Source organism: Chryseobacterium sp. IHB B 17019, assembly GCF_001456155.1.
Classification (GTDB): Bacteria; Bacteroidota; Bacteroidia; order Flavobacteriales; family Weeksellaceae; genus Chryseobacterium.
This window is the reverse complement of the sequence record NZ_CP013293.1, coordinates 175,082-192,602: the sequence shown is the minus strand read 5'-3', so window position 1 is coordinate 192,602 and position 17,521 is coordinate 175,082. Positions and strand designations below refer to the sequence as shown.

At 36.2% G+C, this 17,521-nt stretch carries 12 protein-coding genes; 7 read left to right on the top strand and 5 right to left on the bottom strand.

Annotated features, from left to right (window positions below; all coding sequences use genetic code 11):
* Window positions 1-24: 24 nt before the first annotated feature.
* The 3 genes from ATE47_RS00900 to ATE47_RS00890 all read right to left on the bottom strand — a co-directional run bounded on the left by ATE47_RS00900 (window position 25) and on the right by ATE47_RS00890 (window position 4,218).
* Window positions 25-615 carry a DUF1572 family protein gene (locus ATE47_RS00900; RefSeq protein ID WP_062160188.1) on the bottom strand — a complete coding sequence of 197 codons (591 nt, stop codon included), beginning with the start codon at window positions 613-615 and terminating at the stop codon, window positions 25-27.
* Window positions 616-1,190: 575 nt separating this feature from the next.
* A complete protein-coding gene (locus tag ATE47_RS00895) occupies window positions 1,191-3,284 on the bottom strand; it encodes a T9SS type B sorting domain-containing protein (RefSeq protein WP_062160187.1) in 2,094 nt (697 codons plus the stop codon).
* Between the two features lie 136 nt (window positions 3,285-3,420).
* Window positions 3,421-4,218: a hypothetical protein gene (locus tag ATE47_RS00890; protein ID WP_062160186.1), complete on the bottom strand. Its 798-nt coding sequence runs from the start codon at window positions 4,216-4,218 to the stop codon at window positions 3,421-3,423.
* Window positions 4,219-4,414: 196 nt separating this feature from the next.
* On the opposite strand from ATE47_RS00890, the gene glgP reads away from it, so the two are divergent.
* A complete protein-coding gene (gene glgP / locus ATE47_RS00885; protein ID WP_062160185.1) occupies window positions 4,415-6,079 on the top strand; it encodes an alpha-glucan family phosphorylase in 1,665 nt (554 codons plus the stop codon).
* A 115-nt stretch (window positions 6,080-6,194) separates the two neighbouring features.
* On the opposite strand, the gene ATE47_RS00880 is transcribed toward glgP, so the two are convergent.
* Window positions 6,195-6,386 (bottom strand): DUF6496 domain-containing protein, encoded by a 192-nt coding sequence (locus ATE47_RS00880; RefSeq protein ID WP_062160184.1) that lies wholly within the window; start codon window positions 6,384-6,386, stop codon window positions 6,195-6,197.
* A gap of 10 nt (window positions 6,387-6,396) precedes the next feature.
* Window positions 6,397-6,870, bottom strand: a complete 474-nt coding sequence (locus ATE47_RS00875) for a hypothetical protein (RefSeq protein ID WP_062160183.1) — start codon at window positions 6,868-6,870, stop codon at window positions 6,397-6,399.
* 119 nt (window positions 6,871-6,989) lie between these two features.
* On the opposite strand from ATE47_RS00875, the gene ATE47_RS00870 reads away from it, so the two are divergent.
* The 6 genes from ATE47_RS00870 to recG all read left to right on the top strand — a co-directional run bounded on the left by ATE47_RS00870 (window position 6,990) and on the right by recG (window position 17,277).
* Complete coding sequence (locus ATE47_RS00870) at window positions 6,990-9,119, top strand: S9 family peptidase (protein WP_062160182.1); 2,130 nt, start codon at window positions 6,990-6,992, stop codon at window positions 9,117-9,119.
* A 220-nt stretch (window positions 9,120-9,339) separates the two neighbouring features.
* Entirely contained in the window at window positions 9,340-10,995 is a 1,656-nt protein-coding gene (locus tag ATE47_RS00865; RefSeq protein WP_062163398.1) for a peptide MFS transporter, read from the top strand.
* A 133-nt stretch (window positions 10,996-11,128) separates the two neighbouring features.
* On the top strand, window positions 11,129-12,883 hold the full coding sequence (locus ATE47_RS00860; protein WP_062160181.1) for a peptide MFS transporter: 1,755 nt from the start codon (window positions 11,129-11,131) through the stop codon (window positions 12,881-12,883).
* A 151-nt stretch (window positions 12,884-13,034) separates the two neighbouring features.
* Entirely contained in the window at window positions 13,035-14,546 is a 1,512-nt protein-coding gene (locus ATE47_RS00855; protein WP_062160180.1) for a peptide MFS transporter, read from the top strand.
* A 42-nt stretch (window positions 14,547-14,588) separates the two neighbouring features.
* On the top strand, window positions 14,589-15,122 hold the full coding sequence (locus ATE47_RS00850) for a thioredoxin family protein (RefSeq protein ID WP_062160179.1): 534 nt from the start codon (window positions 14,589-14,591) through the stop codon (window positions 15,120-15,122).
* A gap of 70 nt (window positions 15,123-15,192) precedes the next feature.
* Window positions 15,193-17,277 (top strand): ATP-dependent DNA helicase RecG, encoded by a 2,085-nt coding sequence (gene recG, locus ATE47_RS00845; protein WP_062160178.1) that lies wholly within the window; start codon window positions 15,193-15,195, stop codon window positions 17,275-17,277.
* The last annotated feature ends 244 nt before the right edge of the window (window positions 17,278-17,521 follow it).

The following is a 17,521-nucleotide window of genomic DNA, read 5'->3' as shown; positions in this document are numbered from 1 at the left end:
TACTGATTTCGAAATTGATTCAGTCTATTGCTTAAATTCATCCCGGATTTCGGAGCTGTTTTGATAACAAACGGGCGATGAATTTGAATTTGAATCATTTCCGGAAAACTGATTTTTCATATCATTATTAAATTCCTGCGATTTGTTTCTGGCAATGGATAGTGTTTTCCAATCATCGTTTTTCATCATTTTTGCGATGTAAACAATTTGCCCGATATGGTAAGGATAATGCGCTAACTGACGGAAAACCGCATCAATAACGGAATGTGCTTCTCCTCTTATGTAAATGGTAGCGTACAAATTTTCATCATTGATTTGATGTAATGCTTCAAAAAGACATTTCCAGCCTTTTTCCCAATAATCCAGGACTTCCTGTTTGGTTTTAAAAGTATTGACAAATTCGTCGTCACGGTTTCGCCAGGATTTTTCGCCGTCTTCCGTCAGAAAATTCATCCATCTTGACAGCATATTTCCTGCAATGTGTTTTACAATAACTGCAATTGAATTACTTTCTTCATTGTACTGCCAGAAAATCTGTTCATCGGAAAGCTGTTCGAATGATTTGTCACCAAGTGATTTGTAGTATTCAAAGCGTTTTATGAATAATTCTTTCATGCCTAAATTTTATTATCTAAGTTAAAAAAATTTCAGGGGAAAACTTGTTTGAGCTTTTATTGTTTAATTTAATGGTGTGGAATCTATTTTTAACGCGAAGATCGCAAAGACTTTTTTTAATAATTGTGAATATTTTTTGTTCGCAAAGGCGTTCTATTCAGCAAAGGCTTTACACAAAGTTTCGTAGGACTGTGGGTTTGAGCTTTTTAAATTAATATTTTGCTGAGATCCTTTCAGGATGACAAACAGAGTGTTGAGTTGTCAATTGGATGAAAAAAGACTACAAGTCGTTGGTGATTGAGATTCTCGAAATCATCGTTCCTGCCACCCTAGCCCCGATCGCAGCATTTGTTTGAGCTCATTTTTTTTGTTTCGGCGCGGCGGCTTTGCCGCCGCGCCGAAACAAAAAAAATAGCGAGTGCGGAGAGCGGGAAATAGCTCTTGAAGAAAGGAAGAAAGAAAGGATGATGGAAGCTGGATGATGGAGGTTTACATGATTGAGAATATTGGTTCGTGGCTTTGATTCATAAAAAACCGCCACAATTGCGGCGGTTTTATGTTTAAATTATAAAATTTTATTCTCTGTTTTTCACCATTACCCAACCGGAATATTTGAATAAGGTATTCTTTTTATCATTTTCATTCCATGTTACAGAATACCAGTATGTGCCTGTAGGAACGTTTTTTCCTAAGGTAGTTCCATCCCATTTATAGCCATTTGACTTATCTGCCTGGAAAATTTTAGTCCCGTATCTGTCAAAAATATTGAAGATCAGATTCTGTTTGCTTCCCAAAGCTGAATAATCAATAACATCGTTGACACCATCTCCGTTCGGCGTAATGACATTGACTAAATTGGGAACTATAATTGTCACGTCAATAGGCTCACAATCATAAGCATCTTTTACAAAAATATGACCGTCACCTCGCGGAACATTGCTAAATACATTAGAATCCTGCCAGTTGACATCGTCCATGGAATATTTGTAAGGCGGTGTTCCTCCCGTAACATTGACGGTAACGGTATTGCTGGCAATATCAATATTGGAAATTACCGGCTGTTCGGAAGCATAGACTTTTACGGTTTGTTTGGTTATACATTCCCCTGTTTTCAGCTTAACCCAATAGGTCCCAACTCCTACATTATTAATGGTCTGAGTAGTTGCGCCTGTGCTCCATTCATAGCTCGTGAATCCCGGGCCTGCGTCAAGAGTCGTAGTATCTTCCATACAGATAATTTTATCTTCCAGAATATTGGAATAGGTTGGCGGAAGTACGATCAAAGTTACTTTTGCGATACCAAAACAGCCGTTTCCGTTGGTAACTTTAATAAAAATAACACCATTCGGAGCGATATAAGCAGTAGGAGTGAGAATTTCATTAGTTCCGTTCTCCGCATCCGATAAAGATGGATAATATTGTTTTGTACCTGTTTGTGACGTTACCGCAGCAAGAGTAAGATTAAATAACCCTGTTGAAGGTGTAGATTCTATAAAGCAAGTCCTTAAAGCAGCTTCAGTTACGACAACTACCGGATAAAATTTCAGGGTAATTATGGCTATAGCCGTACATCCGTACTGGGAAGTAATTTTCACATAAACCGTTCCTTCGGCAGAAACAAAATTGGTAGGATTTGTAATTTCATTAATTCCTGCATTAAGATCAGAAATTGTGTTATAATATTGCTTAGTGGCCGTAGGATCAGAAAAGACAGCGGCAGAAGTCAGGTCAAATGTTGCCATTCCGGCATTGTTATTATTACAACTAAAGAGATTGACATTAGTTCCAGCAATATTTCCGAGCTTAAATTTAAAAGGTCCAACCTGTCTGCATGAATTAATAGGATTATTTGGATTTGTAGGATCCTGATAATGGATGCTATAATAATAAACCATTGTTGTACTGACAGTTTGTGGTGTCAAAATAGGATTGGCACCTGACAGTGCATCATTTGGAGAAGTATGATAGGTTACGAAAAAATTCGGATTTCCGTTAAGAATTCCCGCCGATAAAGTATTGAAATCAACAATAGCAGGATTTTCACATACAATTACTTCTCTTGGATCCGAAGGATTCGCGGCCGGAATTCCCGGTGGATTAAAAGGGTGCGGCTGTATGGTAGGATCAGTAAAAGGTGACGCAAGTGTTGCAGTTCCACCCCAGGTTAAAGAAAACGGGGCCATCGTGGTGCTGCCCGCTCCTACCCAGTTATCAATGTATAAATAATAGGTCTGGCCCGGTAAAACATCCAGGTACTTGCAATAAGGGGTCAATGAACCTCCGGGAGCACTTGTAATGGTGCTTGTCATATTCAATCCTGTGTCTGCCCCTACTCCGATAACGGTTGCCGCGTTACAGCGGATGGGCGCTCCTAGGCTTCCGCAACTAACATTCGGGCCATAAATAGCCCAGTCGTAATCCGCATCCGGATCAGTGGGAACAAGATTAAAAGTAAGCGTTCCGCCGGTGGCAATCGTAATTCTGTACCATATAGAATTATGCTCTCCCGTAATCATACATCCTCCCAAACTTTCATTCACAGCACCAATTCCCGTAGGAGAATAGGTAATATCCGAGTTTCCGCATACCTGAAGTGCGGAAGAACAGTCTGCTTGCGAAAAAAATAATTGGGATAGAAAAAAGTAGAAAAGTAGTAGAATTTTTTTCATATATTTTTCAATTTGATTATTAGTTAAAATGATATAAAGTCGTGTGTATCAAATATAAACATTTTACGTTAATAATTGCAAATTTTAAAAAAATAATTCAATGAAAAAGGAAAAACAATGAATTTTTATCAAGAAATTACTTAATACTAGTAATATTCCCGCAAAGATTTTCCAGGTGAAAAATTTTATGAAAAGGGCTTTTTACCTCATTCAAATGTTCCTTATCCTGAATAAAAGTATATCGTGAAGCCAGGGAATTCATATCCGAAACAATGACAAGCCAACACTCATCCACCGTATTGTCGTAATAGGGAAATTTTTCGTTTTTCTTTTCAATCAGCTCTAAAATTTTCTCAGAACAAAGCTCATCAAAAAGGTTCATATTATATTCATGGGTAATGAAAACATTTCTCCGGTGAAAAGATTTTCGCAAACGTTTTACACATCCGCAGGGTTTTCCTCTTTTGATGCTTTTATAAATATTTAAAATAATTTCTTCGTGGCTTTCAACAGTATCAAGTTTAATATTTGGGTAGAATTCTAAAAAATAAACACCACGATATCTCGTAGTGTCTTCTTGTTCCAATAATATTTCTGCCTGACGGAAGATTTTGTTTAAATTACTTTCAACCTTTTTCATTTCAAGATGGTTGATTACTTCTGTCAATTCAATACCAATTTTTTTGTCGTTAAATTTTGCGATAAAGTCCGGACTTTCGCAGGTAAGATTTTCAAACTGTACTTCAGGAAAATGGTGCATGAAAGAGTTCAACAGCAAAATTTCAGACTTCTTTCTGTATTTCTCACGGTCATGAAGCAGAGATTCATCTATTTTACGATGATACTTCTCTATCGGCTTTTTTTTCAAATGTCGATTCAGATAATACAGACTGAGATTCTTAATCAGATCTTCTTCAGAAAATGTCTTTTTCATGTGTTAATTTTTATAATTAATACGGAACACAAATCTATTGTTTCACATCATGAAAGTTTTGATTATCAAAAATTTACACATTAAAGGTAAGTAAAAAAACTATTCAGTGTATATTTTAAAATTAATTTATCTTATAATTAATATAAAGTTTATTTTCATAATCAATACCTTTGGCTCTTATTAAAAACCCGTGTTTATGGATTTTAAAAATTTTAAAATACCCTACAGCGTCAATCCTCAATATTCTAAAAAAGTAGCCTATTTTTCAATGGAATTTGCCATTGAGCAGGTACTAAAAATATATTCCGGAGGTCTTGGATTTTTGGCGGGATCTCACATGAGAAGTGCTTACAACCTTAAGCAAGACCTTATAGGAATCGGCATTCTCTGGAAATTTGGTTATTATGATCAGGCAAGAAATCACGATCAGACTTTACAACCGGTCTGGACGAGAAAGATGTACAGTTTCCTTGAAGATACGGGCATAAAATTCCAAATCGAAATCCATAGCGCACCGGTTTGGGTGAAGGTATGGTATCTCGATCCCGAGATTTTCAATACAGCACCAATGTTTTTGCTTTCAACAGATGTTCCTGAAAATGACCATGTTTCAAAAACAATTTGTCATAAATTATACGATGCCAACGAAGCAACAAAACTAGCCCAATACATTCTGCTGGGAAAAGGCGGAGCAAAATTACTGGATGAAATGAACGTCGTGAGAGATGTCTATCATCTGAATGAGGCTCATGGACTTCCTGCTGCTTTTTATTTGCTGAAAAAATATAATGGAGACCTGAACAGGGTAAAAGAAAAATTGGTTTTCACAACCCACACTCCCGAAGAAGCCGGAAATGAGAAGCATAATATGCACTTGTGCTATGATATGTCGTATTTTTCAGGATTCAGCATCGAAGATGTGAAAAGCATTGAAGGCTCTGATGACGACCGTTTCAACCACTCACTTTGTGCTTTGAAAATGGCAAGGGTTGCCAATGGGGTTTCACAGCTTCACGGCGTGGTTTCCAGGACGATATGGAGTAAATATCCGGGAATTTGCGAGATTATGTCTATTACCAATGCTCAGGAATTCAAATATTGGTCTGATAAACCATTATATAATTCTAAAGATGAAAATGACGAAACTGTATTTGATTACCGTAAAAAGCACTTAAAGAAAAGACTTTTCAAAATTGTAGCCGATCAGACGGGAAACTTATTTAATCCAAACATTTTCACCATAGTCTGGGCAAGGAGATTTGCCGGTTATAAGCGTGCTGACTTGCTTTTACATGATAAAGACAGATTTTATAAGTTATTGAATAACCCGAAATATCCGGTACAAATTATCTGGGCCGGAAAGCCTTATCCAATGGACTATTCGGCGATTTCTACATTCAATTTATTGGTTGAGGAAAGTAAAAACCATAAAAATATGGCAGTTCTTACAGGCTATGAGCTTTCTTTAAGCAAATCTTTAAAACAAGGTTCAGATTTATGGCTGAATAATCCGAGGGTTCCGAGAGAAGCGTCAGGAACTTCAGGAATGACCGCAGCCATGAACGGTTCTATAAATCTCTCCACAGACGACGGCTGGATCCCGGAATTTGCAAAACATGGAGAAAATTCCTTTGTGGTTCCAAAAGGTGATTATTCTAATATGAGTATTTATGAACAGGATAATTACGATTTAAATAAATTATACGAAATCCTTGAAAATGAGATCCTTCCTACTTATTACGACCAACCGGATAAGTGGAGAAAAATCCAGTATAATTCTATGAATGACGTGAAATCGCAGTTCAACAGCGACAGAATGGCGGATGAGTATTATAGAATTTTGTATGATTACAAAGGTTGAGATTAAGACTGAGGTCTAAAATATAAAAGTTTGTCATTCTGTAAAATATCGGCGATTAAAACCTAGATTCCTACAGAATGACAAACTTATTTTTAATATTAATTTTAAACTTAAACTAATCTTTTTTCTTTTTCTCCTTGGGCACTTTTAAGCCTTCTTCTCTTGCTTCAGAAATACCTATGGCTACAGCCTGTTTTCTGCTTTTCACTTTTTCTCCGGAGGAAGATTTCAGCTTTCCTTCCTTGAATTCGTGCATTACTTTTCCTACTTTGTCCTGAGCTTTTTCTGAATATTTTGTCTTACTCATGATAAAAAATTTAAGATTTAGATAAGGATACTCCTATTTCATACACTTTAGCGTGTTTCAAATATTTTGAACGCTCTCTTGAAGTTACCGATTCAAAATGATCATTTTTAATAACAATGATCGGATCTTCAGTATTTTCTATTTCGAAATTGGTTAAATATCTTTCATCTGGTGGTGACTGCATCAGTTTTGCTTTAATTTTCTGCAATTCATCTGCATACTTTCTAAATCCGGGATCAGAAGAATGAATAAATTTGTATTCGTTCCCTGCATCTACAAAAAAATGCAGTTGTTTTTCGATCAGTCCGGCCTCATCCGTAATATCCGGATTGTCGTTACCGTCTTTGAAACTTACTTCCACCAGATCTCCACCTTTTTTATTTGCGCATTCTTCCGCATCTTTAAAACTTGAAAAACCTGTATATATAATTTGATCACCCAAAACGTATCGGTTCAGTTTTTGGTTAAAAGCATTCGTTTCCATAATTATTGCTTGATTTGATTTATATACTAAGAGTATTCAATTTTTTTGCCAAAAGTCTACTTTCAAAAGCTTTTTTATGCATTTATAAATTATTATATTTGAAATCTTTAAAATTTGAAATGAAAAAATTCTTACTAACGCTTACAGTTGCCGTTGCACTTCAGAGTTTATCGGCACAGGAGATCACTTTAGATAAAATATATTCAGGATATTACCGCGGAAAAGGCATTGCCGGAATCGCTTCCATGAAAAACGGTGAAAATTATTTAGTCATTGAGCCTACCGGAATTGCAAAATATTCTTACAAAACTTCTCAGAAAGAAGGAAATATTGTGGATGGGCAGTTCGATAGCTATGAATTCTCTGATGATGAATCTAAAATCCTTTTATTAAAGGAAAGTCAGCCTATTTACAGACATTCTTTTTTAGGAAAATTTGATGTTAAGGATCTGAAATCAGGAAAAACCATCAGCTTAAATGACGGGAAGCCTGTTCAGGAACCAAGATTCTCTCCTGATGCGACGAAAGTGGCTTTTATTTCTGAGAATAATTTATTCTATCAGGATTTAAATTCAGGAAAAATTACAAAAATAACTGAAGATGGCATTAAAAATAAAATATTAAACGGCCTTGCAGATTGGGTGTATGAAGAAGAATTCGGGCACGCAAGATTGTATGAATGGACAAAAAATTCTGATGCCATTGTTTTTGTAAAATTAGACGAAACCGAAGTTCCGGAAATCTACATTCCTATCTACGGAAAATCTCTGTATCCGAAGGAAATGCGTTACAAATACCCGAAAGCCGGAGAAAAAAACTCTGTTGTTTCCGCTCACATTTATCAATTAAATGGTGGTAAAAAAACGGAAATAAATTTAGGAAATTTTAAGAATTATTATATTCCAAACGTTATTCAGACGGCAAAACCTGACGAAATTGTTTTAATTACTTCCGAAAGAATTCAAAATGCTTCTGATGTTTTAAAGGTAAATACAAAAACGGGATCAGTTCAGAAATTATTCACGGAAACCGATGAAAAATGGATCGATACCGACAGTCCGACGTTAGAGTTTTTAGAAGATGATTCTTTCCTTTGGGGCTCCGAAAGAGATGGTTTCCGCCATCTGTATTGGTATGACAAGGACGGTAAACTAAAAAAACAAGTCACAAAAGGGAATTGGGAAGTGACTGATTATTATGGCTTTAACCCAAAATCAAAAGAAATCTACGTTCAGACAACAGAAAAAGGAAGCATCAATAAAGTAGTTTCTAAAATCAATATCGAAAACGGAAAATCTCAGTTGATTTCAAATACCGAAGGAAATAATTCTGCCAACTTCAGCAAAAACTATAATTATTTCATCGAAACATCTTCCACCGCAGCAAAACCTTTCACTTATGTTTTAAAAGACGGAAACGGAAAAGTGGTAAAAGAACTTCAAAATAACAACGACCAGCTTCAAAAATTAAAAGCTGATAATTTTGTTGAAAAAGAATTCATCACTATTCCAAATGAAGCCGGAGATCAGATGAACGCATGGATTATGAAGCCTAAAAATTTTGATAAAAATAAGAAATACCCTCTGTTTATGTATCAATATTCAGGTCCGGGATCTCAGCAGGTTGCCAATTCGTGGGACAATGGAAATGCAATCTGGTTCAATCATTTGGTTCAGAAAGGTTACATCGTAGCTTGTGTTGACGGTCGTGGAACGGGTTACAAAGGTGCAAAATTCAAGAAGGTAACCTACATGAATTTAGGTAAATACGAGATTGAAGATCAGATTGCAGCCGCAAAATGGCTTGGAAATCAATCGTATATCGATAAAACCAGAATCGGGATGTTCGGATGGAGTTACGGAGGCTATATGACGAGTCTGGCCATGACCAAAGGCGCTGATGTTTTCAAGGCAGGAATTGCAGTTGCACCGGTTACCAATTGGAGATATTATGATACGGTTTACACGGAAAGATTCATGAGAACACCACAGGAAAACCCTGATGGATACGATAAAAACTCGCCAACTGAATATGCCAATTTGTTAAAAGGAAAATTCCTGATGATCCACGGAACTGCCGATGACAACGTACATTTCCAAAATTCTATGGAATTCTCGGAAGCTTTAATTCAAAATAAAAAGCAGTTTGAATTTATGGCTTACCCTGACAAAAACCACGGAATCTATGGTGGACAGACAAGACCGCAATTGTATCAGAAAATGACTGATTTCATTTTGGAGAACTTGTAAAAATAAATATTCTGTTTGTCATTCCACAGAAATTTAAGCTTATTATTGTTGAGATCCTTCCTCGTCAGAGTGACAAATTGAATTTAAAACATAATAGTCCCTTTCAGTAATTTTTGAGAGGGATTTTTATATTTATAGAATTAATCATTTTGGTTAAAACTTATTTATTTTATCAATTAAAATTAAAAAGCTATTTTTGGGAAATTTGAAACTTGAAAATATGAAGACTAAACATCCTAAAGGGTTGCCTTTCCTCTTCTTTACTGAAATGTGGGAGCGTTTCGGGTACTATCTGATACTTGGAATTTTTGTTTTATATGTAATCGAACCGACCGGTATGAAAGGAGGTCTTGGACTTCCCGACAAAACTGCCGACGATATCTTCGGGACTTATATTGCGTTGACTTATTTAACGCCATTTATCGGAGGTTTCCTGGCAGACAGAGTGTTAGGATATATTAAATCCATTTATCTCGGTGGGATTTTAATGGCGGCAGGATACATCGGAATGGGTGTTTTCAAGGAATTACCCTTGTTTTATGGATCTTTAGCATTAATCATCATCGGAAATGGTTTCTTTAAACCAACGATTTCTACATTATTAGGAAATTTATACTCTGAAGAACCTTATAAAGCCAATAAAGATTCCGGGTACAATATTTTTTACATGGGAATCAACATTGGAGCGTTTATTTGTAATATTATTGCTGCTTTTATGCGAAATAAATTCGGTTGGGGTGAGGCCTTCATCACTGCCGGAGTCGGGATGCTGATCGGTCTTGTTATTTTTTCCATCGGTAGAAAACATTACATTCACGCAGCTCAGATGAAGCCTGTACAGGAAGGCGATACAAAGCTTTCTGAAATTTTATTAAAAGTTTTCGTTCCTGCTATTATAGCCGGAGTTATCGGATGGTTTATTCCTGGTAATATTTTTGGAAGTGACAGTACGGATGCATTTATTTTTGCCTGTATTCCTGTTATTTACTTTTATGCTTCGCTTTATTTTAAAGCAAAACCGGAAGAAAAATCTTCAATCGGAGCCTTATTATCAGTGTTTTTGATCAGTATGTTTTTCTGGGCAGTTTTCAAGCAAAACGGAACAGCTCTGACAAGATGGGCCAATTATTATACCGACAGAAGTGTTCCGGCAGCTATGGAAAAGCCTTTGGAAGGAATTTATATGGTTGACGGAAAGAGCTATGAGGACAAAGAAGTTCCGGTTTACGATGATCAATATCAATCTCAAAAGGATAAAGACGGAAACACAATCAAAGTACAAGGAAAAGATGTTTATTTTAAAAACATTTCATCCGAACAGCGTGCAGCATTAGAAAAAAATCCTGAAACCAAAGTATATCTTTACAACACCGAGTTATTTCAATCGATAAATCCGTTTTGGGTAATTGCTTTAACGCCGGTCATTGTAGCATTCTGGGCCTTTTTGAGAAGAAGAGGAAAAGAACCTTTAACGCCTACGAAAATCGTGTTGGGATTGTTTATTTCAGCCTTATCCTGTTTGGTTATGGTTTTGGCGGTCATGGCCGGAGACAACGGTGCGGTGAAGGTTTCACCTTGGTGGCTGGTCGCGGGTTACGGGGTAATCACAATTGGGGAATTATGCCTTTCTCCAATGGGACTTTCCTTCGTTTCAAAGCTTTCCCCGGCGAGGATTACAGCATTAATGATGGGTGGATTTTTCCTTGCCAACTCAGTTGGAAACAAGCTTTCGGGAATTCTGGCAAGTACCTGGTACAGCTATGACAATAAAATGAATTATTTCCTGGTAAACTTCGCTTTATTGATATTTGCTACACTTTTAGGCCTTTCTATGTTAAAAAGATTAAACAAAATCATGAAAGAAAAAGGACATTAATCTTTTATTTACAATACATAATATCAAGCTGTGGAGTTATTCTGCAGCTTTTTTGTTTAAATATAAAATTAAACCTTGCTGAAAACACAAAAAAAACTATATTTGTCAGTCTTAACAAAAATTAACAATAAAAATGGATAATACTGAAGCATTAAATCCAAAACAGGATGAATTTGTAGAGAAAGGCAATTCCAGACATCCAAAAGGATTATGGGTACTTTTCGGAACAGAAATGTGGGAGCGTTTCAACTTTTATGGGATGAGAGCACTTTTGACGCTCTTTATGGTAAATTCCTTACTAATAAAAGAAGCTGATGCAGCGATCATCTATGGTGGATTCTTAGCTTTATGTTATTTAACTCCACTTTTAGGAGGTTTTATTGCCGATAAATACATCGGAAACAGAAATGCCATTTTAATCGGTGGATCTTTAATGGCAATCGGCCAGTTCTTATTATTCATCAGTGCTTCTACTTTTTCAGGAAGCCTTGATAGTGCTAAAATGATCATGTGGCTTGCTTTATTCGTTATTATTTTCGGTAACGGATTCTTCAAACCAAACATTTCCTCGATGGTGGGAAGCCTTTATCCAAAGCAGGAAAAATCAAAATTAGACTCTGCGTTTACGATTTTCTATATGGGGATCAACATCGGGGCGTTTTTAGGGCAATTTATCTGCCCGTACCTTGGTGACGTAAAAGATTCTGCAACAGGAGTGAGAGATATTTTCGCTTTCAAATGGGGATTCCTTGCAGCTTCTATCGCGATGATCATTGGGACCATAACATTCTTTATTCTTAAAAACAAATATGTAGTAACACCGGAAGGAAGACCTATCGGTGGTTTACCAAAACATAATACCAGTGCAGATTTTGAAGAAGGTGAAACTCAGACAGCAAAATTCTCAGGACAATCTTTAGGGATTACGGGGCTTATCTTTGTTGCCTTATTCTTCGCTTTCAGATATTTATTGGTGGGACAATTCGGATTTAATTCTGTTGAAATGGGTCAGCTAATCAAAGGAATTATTTATCCTTTCATTTATGCAGCCGGTATTTCTTTGGCATTCCTGATCATGACTTCTGCCGAAAATAAAGTGGAAAGACAGAGAATCTGGGTAATTTATATCGTATCATTCTTCATTATCTTCTTCTGGGCAGCTTTCGAGCAGGCAGGATCTTCATTAACGTTTATTGCAGACAACCAAACTGACAGAAACATCTTCGGATGGAATATGCCACCTTCAATGGTGCAGATTTTCAACGGAATTTTCGTTGTTATGCTGGCTGTTCCTTTCAGTTTATGTTGGGATAAATTAAGAGAAAAAGGAAAAGAACCGGTTTCACCACTAAAACAGGCTATCGGTCTGGCTTTAATTGCTTTAAGTTATTTCATCATCGCACACAACGTAAAAGATCTTGGAAACTCAGGATTATTGGCTATCAAATGGTTAATGCTACTATATTTCATCCAGACTTGTGGTGAGCTTTGCTTATCTCCAATCGGTTTATCATTGGTTGGTAAACTGGCTCCTAGAAGATTTGCATCTTTACTATATGGAGTTTTCTTTATTTCCAATGCGGCAGGATATGCTTTGGCAGGTTCGTTAGGAGCATTGATTCCTGCAACGGGTGATAAGTTTAAAAAAGCACAGGAGATCGGAGTAAATCTTCAGGATGTTTTAGATAAAAAAGTAACTTTAACGGCTGATCAGGCAGTGGCTTTTGAAAAGGCTCAATTACCTTTGGCTAACCCTACTTTTGCAGGATTTGAAATTCATAATTTATTCGAATTCTTCATGGTTTTCGTTGTACTTTGTGGTATTGCTGCTGTTATTTTAGCTTTAATTTCTCCAATTTTAAAGAAAATGATGCACGGTGTAAACTAGCTCGCATCAATAAAATATAATTAAAACCTCTGTTAAGTCGGAGGTTTTTTTTATTTTCGTGTGTTCTTACAATTAGATTCTAAATGTGACGCACTGCGTCACGAATTCAAATTATAGAATAATCCCAAATTAAAATTAATCATATACAATTATGAGCTTAACTTTAGACGAAATACAAAATTTTAAAGGAAAATACCCAAAACAAATCTGGAGCCTTTTCTTTTCCGAAATGTGGGAACGATTCTGTTTCTACGGAATGCGCGGAATGTTGGTTTTCTTCATGATTTCCCAACTTAATTTCCATGAAAAAGAAGCTAATCTTCAATACGGCGCGACACAGGCTTTTGTGTATGCTTTCACCTTTATCGGAGGGCTTTTTGCAGATAAGATATTAGGATTCAGAAAGTCGCTTTTCTGGGGTGGACTTTTAATGATTGTAGGAAGTTTAATTTTAGCAACAGATCCACATAAATTCTTTTTCTTAGGAATCGCATTTACGGTTGTGGGGACAGGTTTTTTCAAACCCAATATCTCCTCAATGGTTGGGCAATTGTACAAACCAAATGATTCAAGAGCAGATGCCGGATTTTCACTATTCTATGCAGGGATCAACCTTGGAGCCTTGCTTGGTGGATATTTATGTATCGCAATAGGAAAAGGAGAACTTTTAGGCCATGTAATTCCGGAAGCAATAAGATGGAATATTGCATTCGGGTTGGCTGCAATTGTAATGGTCATAAGTTTGATTAATTTCGTTTTTACCCAAAAAAGTTTAGGAACAATCGGACTTCAGCCGGGGCATCCTTTAAATGAAATAAAATCTGCACCTATCGAAAAATGGAAGGAATATGGAGTATATATCTTATCATTAATTTTCGTTCCGATCATCATGATCATGGTTGCTAAAACAGCATATACAGATTATTTTATGTATACAATCGGTCCGCTTACCCTTCTTTACCTTTTCTATGAAATGTCAAAAGTAACACCTTCCGAACGTAAGAAACTGTGGGCGGCATTGGTTTTTATCTTATTCTCAATTTTATTCTGGGGAATTTATGAGCAAAGTGGAGGTTCGTTAAGTATTTTTGCAGCGAAAAATTTAAATAAAGACCTTCTTGGCCTAGATCCGAATGGAGTTAATAATTCCGGGGGAGCATTTTTCATTATTTTCCTGGCTCCATTAATCGGATTGCTTTGGATTTGGTTAAATAAAAGAAAAATCGAGCCTAATACCATTATAAAATTCGGGTTAGGATTTATCTTTCTTGGACTTGGATATTACGTCCTATTCGCAACAAGGCTGTTTGTAGACCTTGCAGGAGTTACTTCACTTAATTTCTTCACCCTTGCTTTATTGGTCATTACGTTGGGAGAACTTTGCCTTTCACCCATCGGATTATCGATTATGACTAAGCTTTCCACAAAAAACCTTCAGGGGATGATGATGGGAATGTGGTTTCTGGCCTCGGCTTACGGACAATATGTGGCCGGAATTATCGGTGCAGGACTTGCAACAGCAAAAGAAGGCTCTACCAACTATGATGCTTTTATCACTTATACTAATGGATATAAACAATTGGGATTATACGCTGTAATTGCCGGAGTGGTATTAATTTTGATATCACCGTACGTGAAAAAATTAATGCAAGATGTAAAATAAAAGTAAGCGGAATTATGCTTATTTTTACATAAATAACAAATTATGAAGAAAATTATAAGCCTAATTCTATTATTTTGTGTAAGCTTTAGCTTTGCGCAGGTAAAATGGATGACGCTCGAAGAAGCCTTAAAAGCTCAAAAAGAAACTCCCAAAAAGATACTGATCGATTTCTATGCAGACTGGTGTGGTCCTTGTAAAATCATGGATAAGAAAACATACGGGCATCAGGTAATTGCTGATATTCTGAATCAAAATTATTATCCAGTAAAATTCAATGCGGAAGAAAAAAATTCTATTGATGTTTTCGGAAGAACGTTTTCAAATGCCAATACAGAACAAAAGAAAGGAAGAAATTCTCTACACGAATTTACAGAATACATGAATGTAGGAGCGGTTCCAAGCACTGTTTTTCTGGATGAAAGTGGCGGGCCGATCACTATTTTACAAGGTGAATTATCAGCAAAAGAATTAGAACCTTATTTAGAGTTGATTTCAAAAAATCTTTTCAAAAAAATCCGCTCGAGGGAACAATGGGAAGATTATCAGAAAAAATTTAAATCTAAAATAAAAAATTAAAATATAGAAGGCTTTCAAATCGAAAGTCTTTTTTAATGTCGATTTTTTCCCGAAATTCGTGGCTCTTTTAATGACACTAGAAACTTCCATAGAATACGTCAAAGGGATCGGTCCCGAAAAAGCCAAGCTCATCAGAAATGTGCTGGGAGTTTCCACTGTAGAAGATCTTTTGAACTTCTACCCTATCCGTTATCTTGATAAAAGTAAGGTTCACAAGGTTTCACAATTGGCGGGGGTAACTACTGATGTTCAGTTAAAGGGAAAAATCACAAGCGTACAGGAAATTCAAACCGGGAAAATAAAAAGGCTTTCTGCGAAGTTTAATGATGATACAGGTTCAATGGATCTGGTCTGGTTCCAGTATTCGAAATGGATGAAGGAACAGCTCCCGATTAACCGTGAGATCTATATTTTCGGTAAGATCAATGTTTTTAACAATCAATTTTCTATGCCACATCCGGAAATAGAAATTGAGGAGAAAAAAGATGCTGATAATCGTTTAAAACCAATTTATCCAAGCTCAGAAAAATTAACTAAAAGAGGTTTAAATCAAAAATTCTTTCAGACAGTTTTAAGAAATATCTGTAAAGAAATTCCCAATCTTATTCAGGAAAATCTTCCGGAATATATGATGAAATCCTTTAAATTTTTATCAAGGCAGCATACCTATCTTAATATCCATTTTCCAAAAGATATGGGACATTTTGAGAGGGCAAATTATAGATTAAAATTTGAAGAATCCTTCTTTTTTCAATTAGGATATGGCTTAAAAAAACTTCATCAAAAAAGTCATTCCATAGGAAATCCTTTTCCGATTGTAGGTGATTATTTTAATGATTTTTATAAAAACCATTTACCATTTGATTTAACGGGGGCTCAAAAAAGAGTCTTAAAAGAAATCCGTCTGGATATGAAAAAACCGATCCAGATGAACAGGCTTCTGCAGGGAGATGTGGGTTCTGGAAAAACCATGGTTGCCTTATTGACGATGCTTATTGCAAAAGATAACGGCTTCCAAAGCTGTATGATGGCTCCAACGGAAATTCTCGCCCAACAGCATTATAACGGAATCAAAGATCTATTAAAAGACACTGAAGTCAATGTCAGATTGTTGACAGGTTCCACAAAAGCATCCGAACGGAAAATTATTCATCAGGAACTTGAAAACGGTGAACTTTCTATTTTAGTAGGAACCCATGCCGTTTTGGAAGATAAAGTAAAATTTAAAAACCTTGGTTTAGCTATTATTGATGAGCAACACCGATTTGGCGTTGTACAAAGAGCAAAACTTTGGGCAAAAAATAAAATTCCTCCCCATATTCTGGTAATGACCGCCACTCCCATTCCGAGAACGCTGGCTATGAGCTTTTATTCTGACCTTGATGTTTCTGTGATTGATGAGATGCCGGTGGGAAGAAAACCTATTATCACAGCTCACAGACGCGAAAAAGACAGGGCTTATGTCTATAATTTTTGCCGTGAGGAAATCCAAAAAGGAAGACAGGCTTATTTTGTTTATCCTTTAATTGAAGAATCCGAAACATTGGATTATAAAAATCTAATGGAAGGCCTTGAAAATGTGATGGATAATTTCTCACATTACAACGTAACCATGCTTCACGGGAAAATGAAGCCCGATGAAAAAGATGCTGCTATGCAATATTTTGCGTCGGGAAAAGCGGAAATTATGGTGGCAACAACAGTGATTGAAGTGGGCGTAAATGTTCCGAACGCTTCTGTAATGGTGATTGAAAGTGCTGAAAGGTTTGGCCTTTCGCAGCTCCACCAGCTTCGTGGACGTGTAGGTCGTGGCGCGGAGCAAAGTTACTGTATCTTAATGACTTCCGACAAATTATCATCCGACAGCAGAACGCGAATTAAGACGATGACGGAAACCAATGACGGCTTCAAAATTTCAGAGGTTGATATGCAATTGCGTGGTCCCGGAGATATTCTTGGTACGCAGCAAAGCGGTATTGTCGATTTCAAAAGGCTTGATCTTGTAAACGATTCTGCTATTATAAAAGCTACGAAAAAAACGGTTGAGAAAATCCTTGAAACAGATCCTTTACTCACACATATTGACAATCTGGTGATGAAAAATTATTATCTGAGAAATTATAAAGGCAAAAACAAGTGGAGTAAGATTTCATAAAAAAACCGCGAAAAGAAAAAAAATCTTTACGCGGTCCCCCTTATAAAACTGTTATTTTGAAGAAATTACTTTATTTTGTTAAATAATTTACTTTACTTTCAATCATTAATATTTTGTGATTTAGTATAAATTTTAATTGAAACTTAATTAAAAAATAAAAAAACAAAATGAATTATGTTTCCAACTTGTTATTATAAAAACTAACTGTTTTTCGCCAAAGGATGTAATGAAACGAATAGAATTT

What these genes read in the sequence shown, in the direction of transcription:
- ATE47_RS00860 (WP_062160181.1), top strand. Translation starts at nt 11,129, where the DNA reads ATGGATAATACTGAAGCATTAAATCCAAAACAGGATGAATTTGTAGAG.
- ATE47_RS00880 (WP_062160184.1), bottom strand. Translation starts at nt 6,386, where the DNA reads ATGAGTAAGACAAAATATTCAGAAAAAGCTCAGGACAAAGTAGGAAAA.
- ATE47_RS00895 (WP_062160187.1), bottom strand. Translation starts at nt 3,284, where the DNA reads ATGAAAAAAATTCTACTACTTTTCTACTTTTTTCTATCCCAATTATTT.
- ATE47_RS00865 (WP_062163398.1), top strand. Translation starts at nt 9,340, where the DNA reads ATGAAGACTAAACATCCTAAAGGGTTGCCTTTCCTCTTCTTTACTGAA.
- recG (WP_062160178.1), top strand. Translation starts at nt 15,193, where the DNA reads ATGACACTAGAAACTTCCATAGAATACGTCAAAGGGATCGGTCCCGAA.
- ATE47_RS00890 (WP_062160186.1), bottom strand. Translation starts at nt 4,218, where the DNA reads ATGAAAAAGACATTTTCTGAAGAAGATCTGATTAAGAATCTCAGTCTG.
- ATE47_RS00875 (WP_062160183.1), bottom strand. Translation starts at nt 6,870, where the DNA reads ATGGAAACGAATGCTTTTAACCAAAAACTGAACCGATACGTTTTGGGT.
- ATE47_RS00900 (WP_062160188.1), bottom strand. Translation starts at nt 615, where the DNA reads ATGAAAGAATTATTCATAAAACGCTTTGAATACTACAAATCACTTGGT.
- ATE47_RS00850 (WP_062160179.1), top strand. Translation starts at nt 14,589, where the DNA reads ATGAAGAAAATTATAAGCCTAATTCTATTATTTTGTGTAAGCTTTAGC.
- ATE47_RS00870 (WP_062160182.1), top strand. Translation starts at nt 6,990, where the DNA reads ATGAAAAAATTCTTACTAACGCTTACAGTTGCCGTTGCACTTCAGAGT.
- glgP (WP_062160185.1), top strand. Translation starts at nt 4,415, where the DNA reads ATGGATTTTAAAAATTTTAAAATACCCTACAGCGTCAATCCTCAATAT.
- ATE47_RS00855 (WP_062160180.1), top strand. Translation starts at nt 13,035, where the DNA reads ATGAGCTTAACTTTAGACGAAATACAAAATTTTAAAGGAAAATACCCA.